Genomic DNA, 16,732 nt, shown 5'->3' on the forward strand with positions numbered 1-16,732 from the left:
CGGCGATGGCTCGATTCCGCCTCGCGAGCCAGCGCCGCGCGCTCGGCCGCGGCGCCCTGCGCCGCGCGCGCCTGGGCGACATCGGCCGCCAGCGCTGCCAGCTGCGAGCGCAGGTCGCCGAGCCGGTTGCGCTGCTCCAGCCGCATCGCCGCCGGCGTCGGCGTGCCGGCCTTCATGGTGTAGCCGTCCCAGCGCCACAGGCCGCCATTGCGGCTGACCAGGCGCTGGCCCGGGCGCAACAGCGGCTGCAGCCGGGCGCCGTCGGCCTCGTCGATCAGGCCAATCTGGGCGAGGCGGCGCGCCAGCGTCCCCGGCGCGGAGACATATTGCGCGAGCGGCGTGACGCCATCGGGCAGCGGCGCGGTTTCGTCATAAGGCGGCAGCTGGGTCCAGTGCAGCGGCGCGACCGTGTCGGTGCCGGCGCGAAGATCGTCGCCGAGCGCCGCCGCCAGCGCCACCTCAAAGCCGGGCGTCACCGTCAGCGCGTCGATCAGGGGCGGCCAGAGATCGCCTTCGCTGACCGAGAGCAGCCGGGCGAGGCCGCGCTCCTCCGCCGCCAGGCGGGTCTCGCGCCCTTCGGCCTCGCGCAGGGCTTGCGTCGCCAGGCGGTCGGCCTGGGTGGCCGACTCGAGGTCGCGCTCGGCAGCGGCCAGCGCCTCGCGCGCGCCGGTGAGCACGGCGTCGAGCCGTTCGGCCTCGGCAGCCGCGGCCTTGGCCGCCTCGTCATCGCCGGCATTGGCGCCGAGCCGCGCCTGTTCCTGCTCGGCCTCGTTGCCGCGCGCCGCGAGCCGCTCCAGACGGCGATCGATGCCGGCGAGATCCTGGGCCAGCCGGTTGCGCTCCGCCGTCTCGCGCGCCACGGCGGCGTTCAGGCGATCGAGCTCGGCCTCGACCTCGCGCTGGCGCTGCTCGGCGGCCTCCAGCGCGGCACGGGCTTCGGCCTCGCGCTCCACTTCGCCCGCGCCGGCCGCCGTCAGCGCCGCCGTTTCGTTCTGCAGCCGCGCCAAAGTCTCGGCCCCTTCCTGGCGCAGCTTCTCCTCGCGGGCGAGATCGGCCGTCGCCTGGGCCAGCCGGGCGGCCAGGGCCTCGCTCTCGGCTTCCTGGCGGCGCTCCTCCTGGTCCAGGGTCTCGCGGGCGACCAGCAGGCGTTGCAGCCGGGCCGCCGCTTCGGCCTCGGACTGGCGGAGCGGCGGCAGGGCGGTGGCCGCTTCGGCCTGGGCGGTGCCGGCCTGCGCCGCTGCCGCGGTGCGCTCGGCCATGGCCCGCTCGGCTTCGGCCAAGGCGCTGCGCGCATGCTCCAACGCCGCGGTCGCGGCGGCATGGCGCAGGTGGAAGGCGAGGCCTTCGGCGCGGCGGATATGGCCGGAGAGATTGCGGTAGCGCGTCGCCTGCCGGGCCTGGCGCTTCAAGCCCTGCAGCTGCACGTCCATCTGCTGCATCACATCGGTCAGGCGGGCCAGGTTCTGCTCCGCCGCCCGCAGGCGCAGCTCCGCCTCGTGCCGGCGGCTGTGCAGGCCGGTGATGCCGGCTGCCTCTTCCAGCAGCGCGCGCCGGTCGGCCGGCTTGGCGTTGATCAGGGCGCCGACGCGGCCCTGGCTGACCATCGCCGGCGAATGCGCGCCGGTGGCGAGATCGGCGAACAGCAGCTGCACGTCGCGGGCACGCACCTCGCGGCCGTTGACCTTGTAGGTGGAGCCGTATTCGCGCTCGATCCGGCGGGTGATCTCGAGCTCGCCGACATCGTTGAACGGGTTGGGCGCCTTGCGGTCGGCGTTGTCGATGCGGAGCGTGACTTCGGCCAGGTTGCGGGCCGGCCGCGCCGTGGTGCCGGCGAAGATGACGTCATCCATGGCGCCGCCGCGCATGCGGCGGGCCGAGGTCTCGCCCATCACCCAGCGCAGCGCCTCGACCAGATTCGACTTGCCGCAGCCGTTCGGGCCGACGATGCCGGTCAGGCCCGGCTCGATCGGCACCTCGGTCGGCTCGACGAACGACTTGAATCCGGCCAGGCGAAGCTGGGTGAACTGCACGCGGTACCCCTCCCCTTGAAACGCAACGACAGACCGACGTCAGTCCACCCGCCCGGATCGCCCGGCGCCGGTCAGCCCGACTTGGCCTTCCAATCCTTCAGCAGCGGGTCGAGGATCTTGGCGAAGCCCTCGACAGTACGGTCTCCGGTGAAGCGCTGGCCGTTGACGAACAAGGTCGGCGTGGACTTCACGTTGTCCTTCTGCTCGCCTTCCATGCGGTTCTTCAGCACCGCTTCCTCGACCGGCTTGGAGGTCATGCAGGCCTGGAAATCGGCCTCGCCGATGCCGCCGATCTTGGCGACCTGCTGCAGCGCCTTGATCGGGTCTCCTGCGCCGGTCCAGGCCTTCTGCTGCTTGAACAGCACGTCCATGAAGCCGACCCGGCGCTCCGGACCGGCGCAGCGCGCCAGCATATGGGCGCGCAAGCCCAGCCCTTCGAACGGGAAATCGCGGAAGACCAGCTTGACCGCGCCGGTGTCGATATAGCGCTTCTTCAGCTCCGGCAGCACTTCAGAATGGAATTGCGCGCAATGCGGGCAGGTCAGCGCCGCATATTCGACGATGGTGACGGGCGCATCGGCGCGGCCATAGACCAGATCGGCCGTGTCCGGCTTGATCTCGGCCCGGGCGGTGGCCGGGGCGGCGGCGAAACCGGCCGCGGCGATGGCCAGCAACAGTAGCTTTCGTAGGCTCATTCCACTGGAACCACTATATCTTGTGGGCGGACTATAGGCGGTCATTTCGGTCTCCACAACAGAGCGCGGCAGAGGATTAGCGCGCGAAGGCGGCGGCTTCGGGGCGGCAAAACGCGGCAGCCGCCGGGCGGCAATTTGCCCTCCCGGGCGCGTGAGCGCGAGGCACGATGGCGCGAGGCGTGCGGTCAGTCACGCTTCGGGTCGCGGGCCGCCGGCGACGCCTCCCCCTCGGCCCGGCGGCGCGACTGCGATTTGCGGCGCTTGAGGTTGTCGCGCAGAGCTTCGGCCAGCCGGCGGCGGCGCGCTGCGGCCTCGGCCGCTTCGTCCTTGGGCTTCATTGCGGCGTGCGCGAGCGCTCGATCTCGCGCTCGATATCCCGCATGCGCTGCTCGAACGCCTTCTGGCGATCGATGATGTAGTCGTATGTCTCGGGCTCGCGCACGTTGCAGACCGTCGGGTTGCGCAGGCAGTAATTCGCCCGGTCGTCCGCCAGGGCCGGCGGCGCGGGCGGCGGCCCCGCCGGATTGGGCAGTTCGGCCGGCCGGTTGGGCGGGTAGGCGCCGAGCGGCACGCGCCCGCCCGACATGCCGGGCGGATAGGCGCCGAGCGGCTCCGCCCACACCCCGGCGGCAGCCAGGGTCAGCAGGGCGGTAACGACACTGGCGGCAATGGGCAATCGGTGCATGCCCGGAATCTGGGGCAAGCGCGCCATTTCGCAAGCCGCCCGAAGGCGGCCACCCAAAGACAGCCCCCGGCGCCGGCCTATTGCGTGTAGATGCGCTGCTGCAGCCGCCGGTTCTGCTCCATCCACGACTCGGTGTCGCGGATGCATTGCTGCAGTTCGGGCGTGTTCGGCTTGGCGCCGCCTTGCAGGCAGCGGTCGCGCGCGCGCGTTTCGGCGTCGCCGCCCGAGGCGCAGGCGGCGAGCGACAGAAGCGCGGCGGAGGTCAGGAGCGTAAGACCGGTGCGGCGCACGGAGATCCCCTTCGGCGGTGAACGCTGTTCGATTGAGCTAGTGCGCGGGCACGGCGCGCGCCCATCACTTCCACGCGACCTGTTGCATGGCAGCCATGCCGTCGCGCAATGTGGCGGCCACGAAGACCCGTGGGAGGGAACGACAAATGTCCACGCCGCAGCCCTATGAGGTGCACGCGCTGAAATACGCTCACCATGTCCGCCAGGCGCGCGAGAATTTCATCGGCGGCGATCCGCATGACGGGCCGATGCCGCTCGACTTCTTCGTCTGGGTGGTGACGGGGCCCGGCGGCACCTTCGTGATCGATACCGGCTTCTCGGCGGAGACCGCGAAGGCGCGGAGCCGTGAGCACATCCGCTGCCCGGCCGCGAGCCTCAGCATGCTGGGCCTTGACCCGAACGCCGTCACCGACGTCGTGGTCACCCACATGCATTACGACCATGCCGGCAACCTGGACAAGTTCCCGAAGGCGCGCTTCCACATCCAGGACAGCGAGATGGCCTATGTCACCGGCCGCTGCATGTGTCACGCGCCGCTGCGCCATCCCTTCTCGGTGGAGGATGCCTGCCTGATGGTGCGGCACGTGTACGGCGGCCGCGTCTGCTTCCATGACGGCGAGGAGACGCTGGCGCCCGGGCTTTCCGTGCATCACATCGGCGGCCACACCGCCGGGCTGCAGGTGGTCCGCGTCTGGACCAAGCGCGGCTGGCTGGTGCTGGCCTCCGATGCCAGCCATTTCTACGCCAACATGAACGAGGTGCGGCCGTTCCCGATCGTGCTCGACGTGATGAAGATGATCGAGGGCTACGGCACGCTGAGAAAGCTCGCGGATTCGCAGGAGCAGGTGATCCCCGGCCATGATCCCAAGGTGCTGGCGCTCTACCCCGCCTCGAAGCCGGGCCTGGAGGGTATCGCCTGCCGCCTGGATCTCGGGCCGAAGGAGGGCTGAGCCATGGCGCTGCCGCTCGACCGCCTGCGCCAGATCAGCCGCGGCGACAAGCATCTCGCGCGCTTCGGCCGCGACTTTGCCTGCGCCATCCTGGTCGGCGACGGCGACGACGACTGGCTGATCGAGATCGACAAGGGCGAGGTGGCGCGGGTGACCAAGGGCCCGCTGATCATGCCGCGCACCGACATCACCTTGCGTGCCAGCACGGAGGCGTGGTCGAAGCACATCGAGGCCGTGCCGCCGCCAGGATATCACGACCTGTTCGCCATGCGGCGCTTCCGGCACATCCGCATCGAGGGCGATACCAAGCTGCTGGCGAGCTATCTGTTCTACATCAAGCGGCTGTTCGCGCTGCTGCGGCCGGTGGAGGCGCGGTGATGAACGTGGAGATCGAGCCGGTCACCGGCCGCTACATGCGCCTCGACTTCGAGGGCCGGCCGCACCGCATCTACTGGGAGGAAGCGGGGCAAGGCATTCCTATGCTCTGCCTGCACACCGCGGGATCGGACGGGCGGCAATATCGCGGCCTGCTGAACGATCCCGAGATCACCCGCGACTTCCGCGTCATCGTGTTCGACATGCCCTGGCACGGCAAGTCCTCGCCGCCGCCGGGCTTCGAGACCGAGGAGTACAAGCTCACGACGAAGACCTACAGCGACATGGTGCTGACCGTGTCGCGCGCGCTGCAGCTGGAGAAGCCCGTCGTGATGGGCTGCTCGATCGGCGGGCGCATCGCGCTGGTGCTGGCGATGGAGCATCCAAGCGAGTTCCGCGCCATCATCGGCCTGCAATCCGGCGCGGCGATCGAGCGCTATTACGAGCTCGACTGGCTGCACCATCCTGAAGTGCATGGGGCCGAGGCCTCCGCCGCCGTGGTCTCCGGCCTGATGGCGCCGACCTCGCCGGATGCCGATCGCTGGGAGACGCTCTGGCACTACATGCAGGGCGGGCCCGGCATCTTCAAAGGCGATCTCTACTTCTATCGCGGCGAGGACGGCGATATCCGCGACCGGTTGGGCCGCATCGACGTGACGAAGTGCCCGCTCTACCTGCTGACCGGCGAATACGATTACTCGGTGGCGCCGCAGGACACGCAGGCGGCGGCCGACCTGATTCCCGGCGTCAAGTACCAGGTCATGCCGAAGCTCGGGCATTTCCCCATGAGCGAGAATCCGGACCTGTTCCTTTCCTATCTGAAGCCGGTGCTGGCGCAGATTCGCGGGTCGCGCTGACGGGAACCGGCGCAGGTCGATAACCGTTTCTCCCGGTTGTCGATCGTCGTCGGGGAGCCCGCCATGCCGCGCCCGTTATGGGAAGGACATCTCAAGCTGTCGCTGGTGACCTGCGCGGTCTCGCTCTACACCGCCACGACGCGCACACGCGACATATCGTTCCATCTCCTGCACAAGGACACCATGAATCGTATCCGCATGATCCCGACCGATCCGGAGATCGGCCCAGTGGAGCGGAGCGACCTGGTCAAGGGCTACGAGGTGGAGAAGGACCAGTACATCGTGCTGGACAAGGAGGATTTCGAATCCGTCCGGCTGGAGGCGACCAAGACCATCGAAATCGATCGCTTCGTATCGGTCGATTCCATCGATCGCATCTACTGGGACGATCCGCTGTTTCTGGTACCGAACGGCAAGGTGGCGGTGGAGGCCTATGCGGTGATCCGCCAGGCGATGGAGAATGCGGGCCAGCTGGCGCTCGGCAGCGTGGTGCTGCACAACCACGAGCGCCAGATCGCCATCGAGCCGCGCGGCAAGGGCATGATCGCCTATACGCTGCGCAATCACGACGAGGTGCGCGATCCGGAAGAGATGTTCGATGACATTCCTGCCGTGAAGCCCGACAAGAAGATGGTCGAGATCGCGCTGAAGATCGTGGAGCAGCAGGAAGGCCCGTTCGATCCGAGCCGGTTCCGCGACCGCTACGAAGATGCGCTGCGCGCGCTGATCGAGGAGCGCCAGAGCGATGGCGGCGACGACGGCACGGTGCAGGCGGCGCCGCCGGCGGAATCCAACGTGATCGACCTGATGGACGCGCTGAAGAAAAGCCTTGCCGGCAAGGGGCGCGCGGCGAGCCGGCCCAAGACCGCCGCCAAATCGGCGCCGCGCCGCGCCGCGACGAGGCGCGCAAAATCCACGCCCAAGAAGCGGCGGGCCGCGCGCTAGCGCTGCTTCGCCAGGTCGGCGAGCGCGACGGCGGCGCGATCAAACTCCGCCCAGGGGTCCGGTTTCGCCAGGAGCGCCTTCACCTTTCCCATGTTGAATGCCTTCGGGTCGAGCCGGCGCGTGGCGGCAGACCAGGCGATCGGACAGGAGATGGTGGCCCCGGGGCGCGCCCGCGGCGACCACGGCGCGACGGCGGTCGCGCTGCGGCCGTTGCGCAGGTAGTCGATGAAGATGCGGCCACGCCGCTTCGCCTTCGACATGGTGGCGACGAAGCGCTTCGGCTCCGCCTTCGCCATCGCCTGCGCGATCGACTGGGTGAAGGCCTTCGCCGCGTCCCAGTCGGGCGGCTTGGATTTCGGGCCGGTGATCGGGACGACGACGTGCAGGCCCTTGCCGCCGGTCGTCTTGATGAAGGTTGTGGCACCCAGCCCCTCGAGCCGAGCGCGGAGCGTTTTCGCGGCCTCCACCACTTCGGCGAAGTCGAGGCCCTCGTCGGGATCGAGATCGAAGATCAAACGGTCGGGAATCTCCGGCTCGTTCGGGCGGCAGCCCCAAGGATGCAGCTCCAGCGCCGCCGCCTGGGCCAGCGCTTGCAGATCCTCCGCGGAAGTGATGGTGATGTAGGGCTGCTTGTCGCCCGAAACCTTGATGGTCGGCAGGTCCATCCCTGCCATGCCATGGCGCTGGAAGAAGCGCTGGCCCTCGATGCCGTCGGGCAGGCGGACCAACGAGACGGGCCGGTTGCCGACATGTGGCAACAGACGGGTCGCCACCAGTTCGTAGTAGGCGGCGAGATCGGCCTTGGTGACGGCGTCATGCGTGTCGGCCGCCGGCCACAGCACCTTCTCGGGCTTGGACAGCTTCGGATTCGTCCGGCGCTTCGACTTCACGTCTGACACGGCCTGCGGCTTCTCGCGGGTGATCTCGCGGGCGGGCTTGTCCTCGCGCACGCCTTTGAAGCTCGCCTGCCGCAGCAGCCCGTCCTTGGTCCAGGTGGCGAACTCCACCTCGGCGACGAGGCGCGGCTCGACCCAGTGCAGATCGGCAAGCCTCGGCGGCGCGCCGGCGGTGAAGGGCGAGGATGTGCGCTTCAGCGGCTTGAGCCGTCTCTCCAGATCGGCGGCGGTCGCGGCGTCGAAGCCGGTGCCGACCCGGCCGGCATAGGCGAGCTCGCCGCCTTCGCGGACGCCGACGAGGAGCGAGCGCAACCGGCTGGTACCGCGCCAGCCGCCGATCACCACTTCCTGCCCGCCGCGGCATTTCGCCTTGATCCAGGCGTCGCCGCGGCCGGAGCGATAGGGTGCGTCGGCGCGCTTGGAGACGATGCCCTCCATCTTCATGCGGCAGGCGCTTTCGATCAGCGTCGCGCCCGGCACGTCGAAATGCTCGCTCAGCTGCACCAGCGGCATCTTTTCTTTCTGCAGCAGGTGCTGCAGCCGCGCCTTGCGCCGCTGGAGCGGTTGCGCGCGCAGATCCTCGCCATCGACGAACAGCAGATCGAACACGAAATAGCGGAGCTGGTCGGTCTTCTTCGCCCGCAACGCGTCCTGCAGCCGCGCAAAATCGGCGACACCCTCAGGTCCCAGAGCGATGATCTCGCCGTCCATGAGGCAGTCCGGCAGCCCCGCGAGCTGGCGGGCGATGGCGCCGAAACGGCCGGTCCAGTCGAGGCCGTTGCGCGAGCGCAGCACGACTTTGCCCCCCTCGATACGGGCCTGGATGCGATAGCCGTCGAACTTCATCTCGTGCAGCCATGTCTTGCCAGCGGGCGGCGCCTCGGCGAGGCGCGCGAGCTGCGGCGCGACGAATTCCGGCATGGCAGAGACCTTGCGCTTGCGCGACGCCTGCGCCGTCTTCGGTTTGGGCCTGGGCTCGGCGGCTTCGCGCGCCGTGGCGCGCCGCGCGCCCTGCTTGTCCCAGACCGTGTCGCCCACCTGCGCCGCGACGGCGCGCTTGCCGGAGAGGCGCTTGCCGATCTTCTCCAGCGTGCGGCCGGATTTGACCGAGGTCTCCTCGGCGATGAAGGCATCGGGATCGTCGCTTGCCGCCGCGTCCTTCTCCTTGATCAGAAGCCAGTTGTTGCGCTTCTCGGCGTCGCGCCGGCGCATGCGCACCAACGTCCAGCCTCCCTGCAGGCGCTCGCCCTCGAGCTGGAACTTCAGCTTGCCGGCCTTCAGCGCCTTGGCGATATCGGTGCCTTCCTCCGGCACCCAGACGCCGCGATCGAAGAGCTGCACCACCCCGGCGCCGTAGCCGCTCGGGATGACGCCTTCGAACTCGCCGTATTCCAGCGGATGGTCTTCCACCTCGACCGCAAGGCGTTTGTCGGCGGGCGAGGCCGAGGGGCCCTTGGTCACCGCCCAGGATTTGTAGACGCCATCATGCTCCAGGCGGAAATCGTAGTGCAGGCGCGTGGCATCGTGGCGCTGCACGACGAAGCGAAGCCCGCGCCGTCGCTTCGGCCCGACGCGCCCGCGCGGCTCCGCGGTCGACCTGAAGTCGCGCTTCCGGTGATAGGTCTGCAACGACGATGGCATCGGTCACCCTCCGGACAACGAGGGGAAACGCGGCGCTTCGGAGACCAGTTCCCGAGCCCCAACCTTCCTGCAGCTGACCAGAATAGGTCTTCTCCGGCGGTGGCGCGCAATGGACAGCCCCACCGGAGGGAAGGGTCCGGTGGGGCTGTGTGCGACGCGCCCGGCTTGGGGGGAGGGGATCTGGGGGTCCGCCGGGCGCGCCGCGAAAGCAATCTCGCTTTGATGCCCTGTCTACGGGCCGCCTGTGCCGGCGGATTGTGCGCATCGTCACAAGGTTGACGGGCGGTGCACGGGGCGGCAGCGTCCGGCCATGCAACAAGAAATCCGGCCTGCATGCGTTCCGTCGGGCTTCACCCAGGCTTTCGACAGCGTCGCCTTCGCCGGGGCCAACGGCCCCCTCCTTCTCGCCCATGATCCGGTCCGCGTCGGCTTCCATGTCGAGCGGCGGCATCTCGACGGCGCCGAACAATGCCATGCCGGCATGCTGGCCTTTGCCGCCGACCTGCTGCTGATCGTGACCGGGCGCGCGCAGAACGAGGCGCTCGGCTTCGTCAGCACGATCTCGCTGAGCGGCGACAGCCTGGCGCCGGCGCGGCTCGGCGATTGGGTCGAGGGCGCCGGCGAGGTGGTGCATATGGACGGACGCACTTATATCGCGCAGTGCCTGTTTCGCGTCGGCCTGACCCCCGTCTATCGCGCCAACGGGGTGTTCCGCGGATGAGAAGCTGATGCCGGGCATCGCCATCGAGCTGACCGCCGTGGTGGTCGCGGTGACCGCGGAGGAGCCGCGCATCCTGACGCTGCGTTCCGGCAAGGCGCTGCCCTCGGGCTCGTTCGAATCCGGCCACCGCACCCTGCAGATGGGGCTGCGGGCGTGGGTAGAGAAGCAGACGCACCATCCGCTCGGCTATGTCGAGCAGCTCTATACCTTCGCCGACCGCGACCGCGTGCACGATGGCGGTCGCATCGTCTCGATCAGCTATCTCGGCCTCACGCGCGAGGCGGAAGCGCCGGCAGGCGGTACGGCACCCGGGTGGCGCGGCTGGTATCGATACTTTCCCTGGGAGGATTGGCGCGACGGCCCGCCCAAGCTGGTCGCGCGCCTGATCCTGCCGGGCTTGCGCGACTGGGCCAGGCGGGCGCCCGACGCGGTGGCGCGGAAGGCGCGCGGCCAGCGCATCGACCTCACCTTCGGCGCCGCGCCGTGGAACGAAGAGCTGGTGCTGCAGCGCTACGAGCTGCTGTTCGAGGCCGCCCTGGTGCCGGAAGCGCGCCGCCGCCGTTCAACCGGCGGCGAGGCGATTCCCGGTGAGGCGATGGTGCACGACCATCGCCGGATCCTGGCCACCGGCATCGCCCGCCTGCGCGCCAAGATCAAGTACCGCCCCGTCGTGTTCGAGCTGATGCCGCCGGCCTTCACCCTGCTGCAGCTGCAGCGGACGGTGGAGGCACTGGCCGGCCAACAGCTGCACAAGCAGAACTTCCGCCGCCTGATCGACACCCAAGGCCTGGTCGAGGAGACCGGCCAGATCTCCACCGAGACCGGCGGCCGCCCGGCCAAGCTCTACCGCTTCCGCCGCGAGGTGGTGGCGGAGCGCGCCGTTGCCGGCAGCAAGCTGCCCATCGCCCGCCCGATCTGACCACAGCGCGACATTGTGGATACGAATCTCCACTTGACTCACTTATACTCAGAGATAGCATAAGTCGCGACGGGCAATCGCCGCCCGTCTTTTTCGGCGCTCATAAATGCTCATCACGAGCATATAGGTGACCCATGTCCGAAACCGTCATTCCCTCCCCCGCCGCGCTTGCCCGCACCGCGCCGATCTTCGACCGCCTGCGCCATGTGATCCCAGAATTCGAGTGGCCCGCCTTCGCGTCTGATATCGACGCCATCGTCGAGTTGAAGCGCCACCGCAACGCCGTCGTGCTGGCGCACAATTACCAGACGCCGGAGATCTTCCACGGCGTCGCCGACATCGTCGGCGACAGCCTGGCGCTGGCGCGCGAGGCGACGAAGGTCGATGCCGAGGTGATCGTGCTGGCCGGCGTGCATTTCATGGCCGAGACGGCGAAGCTGCTGAACCCGGCGAAGACGGTGCTGATCCCCGATCTCGAAGCCGGCTGCTCGCTCGCCGCCTCGATCACCGCCGCCGACATCCGCCTGCTGCGCCAGCGCTGGCCCGGCGTGCCGGTGGTCACCTATGTCAACACCTCGGCCGCAGTGAAGGCGGAATCCGATATCTGCTGCACCTCCGGCAACGCCAGAAAGGTGATCGAATCCCTCAACGTACCCCGCGTCATCATGCTGCCGGACGAGTACCTGGCGCAGAACATCGCGCGCGAAACCGGCGTCGAGATCGTCACCTGGGCCGGCCATTGCGAGGTGCACGAGCGCTTCACCGCGACCGATATCCGCGCCTTCCGCGAGCAGCATCCCGGAATCGTCGTGCTGGCGCATCCGGAATGCCCGCCCGAGGTGGTGGCGGAAGCGGATTTCGCCGGATCGACCGCCGCCATGGCGGGCTATGTCGGTGCCAAGCGGCCGCCGCGCGTGGTGCTGGTGACCGAGTGCTCGATGAGCGACAACGTCGCCGTGCAGTATCCGGAGATCGACTTCGTCCGGCCCTGCAACCTGTGCCCGCATATGAAGCGGATCACCTTGGCCAAGATCCGCCGGGCGCTGGAGACCATGCGGCACCAGGTGACGATCGATCCGGATGTCGCCGGGCCTGCGCGGCGCGCGGTCGAGCGCATGCTGGAGGTCCAGCCGTGATCCCGATCCGGCTCGACCTCGCCGGCCGTCCGGTCATCATCGGCGCCGGCCTTGCCGGGCTGGCGACGGCGCTGCAGATGGCGCCGGAGCCGGTGGTCGTGCTGGCGCGCGAGCCGCTCGGCAGCGGCGCCGCCAGCGCTTTGTCACAAGGCGGGATCGCCGCGGCGATCGGGGCCGACGACGAGCCGGCGCTGCATGCCGCCGATACCATCGCCGCAGGCGACGGCCTGGTCGACACCGCGACGGCAAGCCGTGTTGCAGAGGCGGCACCGGCAGCGATCATGACCCTGCTGCGCCTCGGTGCGCGATTCGACCGCGACGGTGCCGACCGGCTGCAGCTCGGCCTGGAAGCCGCGCATTCGCGCCGCCGCATCGTGCATGCCGAGGGCGACGGCACCGGCCGGGAGATCGTGCGCGCCCTGGTCGCGGCCGTGCGGCGGGCGCCCTCGGTCACCGTCATCGAGCCGGCCGACGCGCGGCGGCTGGTCGTCGCCGACGGCGCCATCGCGGGCGTGGCGGCCCAGGGTCCGCTCGGCCCCTTCTACATACCGACACGGCGCGTCGTCATCGCGACCGGTGGCCTCGGCGCGCTGTACCGCCATACCACCAACCCCCTCGGTGCCGTCGGGCAGGGCCTTGCGCTCGCGGCCCGGGCCGGCGCCGCGCTCGCCGATATGGAATTCGTGCAATTCCATCCGACCGCGCTGGATATCGGCCGCGATCCGATGCCGCTGGTCAGCGAGGCAGTGCGCGGCGAAGGCGCGATCCTGATCGACGAGACGGGAGAGCGCTTCATGGCCGATGTGGCGGGCGCCGAGCTTGCCCCGCGCGACGTGGTGGCGCGTGAGGTCTGGCGCAGGCAGGCGCAGGGGCGCGGCGTGTTCCTGGATGCGCGCGCCGCGCTCGGCCACCGCTTCGCCGCTCGCTTTCCTGGCATCGCCGCTGCCTGCCGCGCCGCCGGCATCGATCCTGCCACGGCACCGATCCCGGTGCGGCCGGCGGCGCATTACCACATGGGCGGCATCGCCGTGAACGCGGCCGGGCAGAGCAGCGTGGCGGGACTCTGGGCCTGCGGGGAGGCCGCCTCGACCGGCCTGCACGGCGCCAACCGGCTGGCCAGCAACTCGCTGCTGGAGGCCGTCGTCACGGCCGGCTGGGTAGCGGAAAGCATGGCCGGTCAGCCGCCGCGCCGCGCCGGCGCCTGGCGCGCCGACCGCCTGCCGCCGGCGGCGAATGCGAAGCTGGTGCGCGGCATCGTCTCCGACCGGCTCGGCCTGCTGCGCGACCGGGAGGGGCTCGCCACCGCGATCGCGGCGCTGCGTCCGCTCGCCTTCGGCAACGGGCCCTCGGCCGATCCGGTCCTGGTGGGCCTGTTCATCGCCGCCGCGGCGCTGCGGCGCGAGGAGAGCCGCGGCGGCCATTGCCGCAGCGACTTCCCCAACCATGCGCCCGGCCCGCCCCGGCGCAGCGAACTGCATCTCGACGAACTGGCCCCGCCCCTCGCCGGCGCCGCGATTGCCATGGGAGATTGAGACATGTCCGAGCCTGCCCTTTCGGTGCCGCCGCTCCCCGCCATCATGCTGGAGCCGCTGGTGCGGGCCGCGCTGCTGGAGGATCTCGGCCGTGCCGGCGACATCACCTCGGATGCGATCGTGCCGGCCGACGCCCATGCGGTGACCGCGCTGGTCGCGCGCCAGAAAGGCGTGGTCGCCGGGCTCGACCTGGCACGGCTCGCCTTCCGGCTGGTCGATCCGCGCATCGAGGTGATGGTGGAGCGCCCGGACGGCAGCGCGCTCGAGCCCGGCGACCTGATCGCCACCGTCGCCGGGCCGGCGCGCGGCATGCTGACGGCGGAGCGCGTCGCGCTCAACTTTCTCTGCCACCTGAGCGGCATCGCCTCCGCCACCGCCGCGGTGGTGGACGCGGTGCGCGGCCACAAGGCGCGCATCACCTGCACGCGCAAGACCATGCCGGGACTGCGCGGCCCGCAGAAATACGCGCTGCGCGTCGGCGGCGGCGCCAACCACCGCTTCGGGCTCGATGACGGCATCCTGATCAAGGACAACCACATCGCCGTCGCCGGCGGCATCCGCCCGGCGGTCGGACGCGCCCGCGCCGCGATCGGCCACATGGTCAAGATCGAGGTCGAGGTCGACACGCTGGCACAGCTCGACGAAGCGCTGGATGCCGGCGTCGACGCCGTGCTACTCGACAACATGACGCCGGCAGAGCTCGCGCAGGCGGTGCGCATGGTCGACGGACGCGCGGTGACCGAGGCCTCCGGCCGCATCACGCTGGCGACCGCGCCCGCCGTCGCGGCGAGCGGCGTCGACCTGATCTCGATCGGCTGGCTGACCCACAGCGCGGCGGTGCTGGATATCGGCCTCGACCACCAGGAGCGCGAAGCGGCCTGGGCCTTGTGATTCCTGGGCGCTGTAGCGCCCTACAGCGTCGCGGCGAGGCGGAAGGCTTCTTCCATCGCGCGCTTGGCGTCGAGGCCGGCGGCCTGCTTCGCGCCGCCGATCACGTGGACCGGCACGCCGAGCGGCGCGAGCGCGGCCGCGAGCCCGTTCGCCGGCTCCTGCCCGGTGCAGACGACCACGGTGTCGGCGGGAATCACCTCGGGCTTGCCGTCGACCGTGATGTGCAGGCCGGCATCGTCGATCCGTTCGTAGCTGACGCCGCCGATCATGCGCACGCCGGCACGCTGCAGCACCAGCACATGCACCCAGCCCGTCGACTTGCCGAGGCCGGCGCCGAACCGCCCGGTCGAACGCTTCAGCATGGTGATCTTGTGCGGGGAGGCGAGCCTGGCCGGGCCTTGCGCCTTCAGGCCGCCAACCGTGGCGGCGCCGGAATCGATGCCCCAGAAATCGGCGAAAGCTTCGGCATCGGTCTCGGCATGGCTGCCCTGTTCGGCCAGATGCAGCGCGACGTCGAAGCCGATGCCGCCGGCACCGAGGATGGCGACGCGGTTGCCGACCTTGGCGCGGCCGGCCAGGACATCGCCATAGCCGACGACGTTGCTGCGCCCGATGCCGGGAATATCCGGCCGGCGCGGATGGATGCCGGCTGCCAGCACGACAGCCTCGCAGCCGTTCAGGTCGGCCGGGCCGCGCACGGCGGCACCGAGCCGGATCTCGGCGCCGGCACGGCGCAGCCGCTCGGCGAAATAGCCGACGCTGTCGGCGAACACCGCCTTGCCGGGCACGGCGGCGGCGAGATTGAACTGGCCGCCCAGCCGGTCGGCCGCTTCATAGAGCGTCACCTTGTGGCCGCGCTCCGCCGCCGCCGCGGCCGCCATCAGGCCGCCCGGCCCGCCGCCGATCACGGCGATGCGCTTGGCCGTCGATGCCGGCGCCAGGGCGAGCTCGGTCTCGCGCCCGGCGCGCGGATTGACCACGCAGGAGGTCGATTCGCTGCCAAAGTAATGGTCGAGACAGGCCTGGTTGCAGGCGATGCAGGGATTGATTCCCGCCGCATCGCCCAGCGCCGCCTTGGCGGCGATCTCGCCATCGGCGAGGAAGGGCCGGGCCATCGCCACCAGGTCGCAGAAGCCCTCGGCGACCAGCCGTTCGGCGGCACCGACATCGTGGATACGGTTCGAGGCCACCACCGGAATCTCCACCGCCTGCCGCACGCGGCGCACGGCGAAGGCGAAGGCGCCGGTCGGCACCGCCTGCGAGATGGTGGGGATGCGGGCCTCGTGCCAGCCGATGCCGGAGGAGAGGATGTCGACGCCGTCCTGCTGCAGCGCGCGGGCGAGCGCCACGATCTCTTCGCCGGTCGAGCCCTCGTCCACCAGGTCGAGCGCGGAGAAGCGGAACAGCAGCAGGAAGTCGCGGCCGGTCTTGGCGCGGGCGCGGCGCACGATCTCGCGCGCGAAACGCATGCGGCCTTCGAGCGAGCCGCCCCATTCGTCCTCGCGCCGGTTGGTGCGGCGGCACAGGAACTGGGTGATCAGATAGCCTTCCGAGCCCATGAGCTCGACGCCGTCATAGCCGGCCTCGCGCGCCAGCGCGGTCGATGTCGCGAAATCGTCGATGATCGCCTCGATCTCTTGGGCCTCGAGGGCGCGCGGCGTCCCCGGATTGATCGGCGCGCGGATCGCCGAGGGGGCCACGATCGCCTTGTGGAAGCCATAGCGGCCGGAATGCACGAGCTGCAGCGCGATACGGCCGCCGGCAGCGTGTACCGCCTCGGGAATCACCCGATGCGCCGCGGCGTCCTCGCGCGTCGCCATGATCGCCTTGTCGCCCTTCAGCGTGCCGAGCGCGTTGGGCGCGAAGGCGCCGGTGACGATCAGGCCGGCGCTCGCCCGCTCGGCATAGAAGGCGGCGAGGCGCGTCAGGCCGCCCGGCTCACCTTCCAGGCCCATATGCATGGAGCCCATCACCAGGCGGTTGGGCAGGCGGATGAAGCCGAGATCGAGCGGCCGGAACAGGTGCGGGTAGCCGGTCATTCTTGGTCGTTTCCCCCGATGACGTCCGCCCGAAAGCAGGCGGGCCGCCGGTTGCCCGGCGGCCCGCCATGATCAGCCCATCAACCGGCCGAAATCAACGCGCGCGAGATCAGTGCAGGTCGGCCCAGAC

Annotated in this window: 16 protein-coding genes; 9 read left to right on the forward strand and 7 right to left on the reverse strand. The window is 70.1% G+C overall.

Annotation, left to right across the window (positions count from 1 at the left end; all coding sequences use genetic code 11):
* The 5 genes from DT074_RS25600 to DT074_RS25615 all read right to left on the reverse strand — a co-directional run.
* A partial coding sequence (locus DT074_RS25600) for an AAA family ATPase (protein ID WP_162915238.1) occupies positions 1-2,030 on the reverse strand: 2,030 nt, incomplete at its 3' end.
* Positions 2,031-2,101: 71 nt separating this feature from the next.
* Positions 2,102-2,704, reverse strand: coding sequence for a DsbA family protein (locus tag DT074_RS25605; RefSeq protein WP_162915239.1), 603 nt, complete (start codon positions 2,702-2,704; stop codon positions 2,102-2,104).
* A 206-nt stretch (positions 2,705-2,910) separates the two neighbouring features.
* On the reverse strand, positions 2,911-3,063 hold the full coding sequence (locus tag DT074_RS28320) for a hypothetical protein (protein ID WP_162915240.1): 153 nt from the start codon (positions 3,061-3,063) through the stop codon (positions 2,911-2,913).
* Positions 3,060-3,437: a hypothetical protein gene (locus tag DT074_RS25610; protein ID WP_119422700.1), complete on the reverse strand. Its 378-nt coding sequence runs from the start codon at positions 3,435-3,437 to the stop codon at positions 3,060-3,062. Before DT074_RS25610 ends, DT074_RS28320 begins: the two co-directional genes overlap by 4 nt.
* Before the next feature lie 50 nt (positions 3,438-3,487).
* The gene (locus DT074_RS25615) at positions 3,488-3,700 is read right to left on the reverse strand and encodes a hypothetical protein (RefSeq protein ID WP_119422701.1); all 213 of its coding nucleotides are present in this window, start codon (positions 3,698-3,700) and stop codon (positions 3,488-3,490) included.
* Positions 3,701-3,846: 146 nt separating this feature from the next.
* Between DT074_RS25615 and DT074_RS25620 the strand changes: the two genes are divergently transcribed.
* From DT074_RS25620 to ku, 4 genes are all read left to right on the forward strand, one after another.
* The gene (locus tag DT074_RS25620; RefSeq protein WP_119422702.1) at positions 3,847-4,650 is read left to right on the forward strand and encodes an N-acyl homoserine lactonase family protein; all 804 of its coding nucleotides are present in this window, start codon (positions 3,847-3,849) and stop codon (positions 4,648-4,650) included.
* 3 nt (positions 4,651-4,653) lie between these two features.
* Complete coding sequence (locus tag DT074_RS25625) at positions 4,654-5,028, forward strand: hypothetical protein (RefSeq protein WP_119422703.1); 375 nt, start codon at positions 4,654-4,656, stop codon at positions 5,026-5,028.
* The gene (locus DT074_RS25630; protein ID WP_119422704.1) at positions 5,028-5,882 is read left to right on the forward strand and encodes an alpha/beta fold hydrolase; all 855 of its coding nucleotides are present in this window, start codon (positions 5,028-5,030) and stop codon (positions 5,880-5,882) included. Before DT074_RS25625 ends, DT074_RS25630 begins: the two co-directional genes overlap by 1 nt.
* A 63-nt stretch (positions 5,883-5,945) precedes the next feature.
* Positions 5,946-6,827, forward strand: coding sequence for a non-homologous end joining protein Ku (ku, locus tag DT074_RS25635; protein WP_119422711.1), 882 nt, complete (start codon positions 5,946-5,948; stop codon positions 6,825-6,827).
* Here the strand turns inward: ku and ligD are convergent.
* The gene (gene ligD, locus DT074_RS25640; protein ID WP_119422705.1) at positions 6,824-9,364 is read right to left on the reverse strand and encodes a DNA ligase D; all 2,541 of its coding nucleotides are present in this window, start codon (positions 9,362-9,364) and stop codon (positions 6,824-6,826) included. The two genes, ku and ligD, sit on opposite strands and share 4 nt — an antisense overlap.
* Before the next feature lie 310 nt (positions 9,365-9,674).
* On the opposite strand from ligD, the gene DT074_RS25645 reads away from it, so the two are divergent.
* The 5 genes from DT074_RS25645 to nadC all read left to right on the forward strand — a co-directional run bounded on the left by DT074_RS25645 (position 9,675) and on the right by nadC (position 14,563).
* Positions 9,675-10,085, forward strand: a complete 411-nt coding sequence (locus DT074_RS25645) for a PaaI family thioesterase (protein WP_119422706.1) — start codon at positions 9,675-9,677, stop codon at positions 10,083-10,085.
* 7 nt (positions 10,086-10,092) lie between these two features.
* Positions 10,093-11,004: an NUDIX hydrolase gene (locus DT074_RS25650; protein WP_119422707.1), complete on the forward strand. Its 912-nt coding sequence runs from the start codon at positions 10,093-10,095 to the stop codon at positions 11,002-11,004.
* Positions 11,005-11,138: 134 nt separating this feature from the next.
* Positions 11,139-12,140, forward strand: a complete 1,002-nt coding sequence (nadA, locus tag DT074_RS25655) for a quinolinate synthase NadA (RefSeq protein WP_119422708.1) — start codon at positions 11,139-11,141, stop codon at positions 12,138-12,140.
* The gene (locus DT074_RS25660) at positions 12,137-13,672 is read left to right on the forward strand and encodes an L-aspartate oxidase (protein WP_368744904.1); all 1,536 of its coding nucleotides are present in this window, start codon (positions 12,137-12,139) and stop codon (positions 13,670-13,672) included. Before nadA ends, DT074_RS25660 begins: the two co-directional genes overlap by 4 nt.
* A gap of 3 nt (positions 13,673-13,675) precedes the next feature.
* A complete protein-coding gene (gene nadC, locus DT074_RS25665) occupies positions 13,676-14,563 on the forward strand; it encodes a carboxylating nicotinate-nucleotide diphosphorylase (protein WP_119422709.1) in 888 nt (295 codons plus the stop codon).
* A gap of 20 nt (positions 14,564-14,583) precedes the next feature.
* Here the strand turns inward: nadC and DT074_RS25670 are convergent, their stop codons facing one another.
* Positions 14,584-16,602 (reverse strand): oxidoreductase, encoded by a 2,019-nt coding sequence (locus DT074_RS25670; RefSeq protein ID WP_119422710.1) that lies wholly within the window; start codon positions 16,600-16,602, stop codon positions 14,584-14,586.
* Between the last annotated feature and the right edge of the window lie 130 nt (positions 16,603-16,732).

The sequence above is a fragment of the Desertibaculum subflavum genome (assembly GCA_003576705.1).
Lineage (GTDB): Bacteria > Pseudomonadota > Alphaproteobacteria > Ferrovibrionales > Ferrovibrionaceae > Desertibaculum > Desertibaculum subflavum.

Bases quoted from the DNA above. Each gene is read 5' to 3' on its own strand.
- DT074_RS28320 (WP_162915240.1), bottom strand. From the start codon at position 3,063: ATGAAGCCCAAGGACGAAGCGGCCGAGGCCGCAGCGCGCCGCCGCCGG.
- DT074_RS25610 (WP_119422700.1), bottom strand. From the start codon at position 3,437: ATGGCGCGCTTGCCCCAGATTCCGGGCATGCACCGATTGCCCATTGCC.
- DT074_RS25620 (WP_119422702.1), top strand. From the start codon at position 3,847: ATGTCCACGCCGCAGCCCTATGAGGTGCACGCGCTGAAATACGCTCAC.
- DT074_RS25625 (WP_119422703.1), top strand. From the start codon at position 4,654: ATGGCGCTGCCGCTCGACCGCCTGCGCCAGATCAGCCGCGGCGACAAG.
- DT074_RS25630 (WP_119422704.1), top strand. From the start codon at position 5,028: ATGAACGTGGAGATCGAGCCGGTCACCGGCCGCTACATGCGCCTCGAC.
- ku (WP_119422711.1), top strand. From the start codon at position 5,946: ATGCCGCGCCCGTTATGGGAAGGACATCTCAAGCTGTCGCTGGTGACC.
- ligD (WP_119422705.1), bottom strand. From the start codon at position 9,364: ATGCCATCGTCGTTGCAGACCTATCACCGGAAGCGCGACTTCAGGTCG.
- DT074_RS25645 (WP_119422706.1), top strand. From the start codon at position 9,675: ATGCAACAAGAAATCCGGCCTGCATGCGTTCCGTCGGGCTTCACCCAG.
- DT074_RS25650 (WP_119422707.1), top strand. From the start codon at position 10,093: ATGCCGGGCATCGCCATCGAGCTGACCGCCGTGGTGGTCGCGGTGACC.
- nadA (WP_119422708.1), top strand. From the start codon at position 11,139: ATGTCCGAAACCGTCATTCCCTCCCCCGCCGCGCTTGCCCGCACCGCG.
- nadC (WP_119422709.1), top strand. From the start codon at position 13,676: ATGTCCGAGCCTGCCCTTTCGGTGCCGCCGCTCCCCGCCATCATGCTG.
- DT074_RS25670 (WP_119422710.1), bottom strand. From the start codon at position 16,602: ATGACCGGCTACCCGCACCTGTTCCGGCCGCTCGATCTCGGCTTCATC.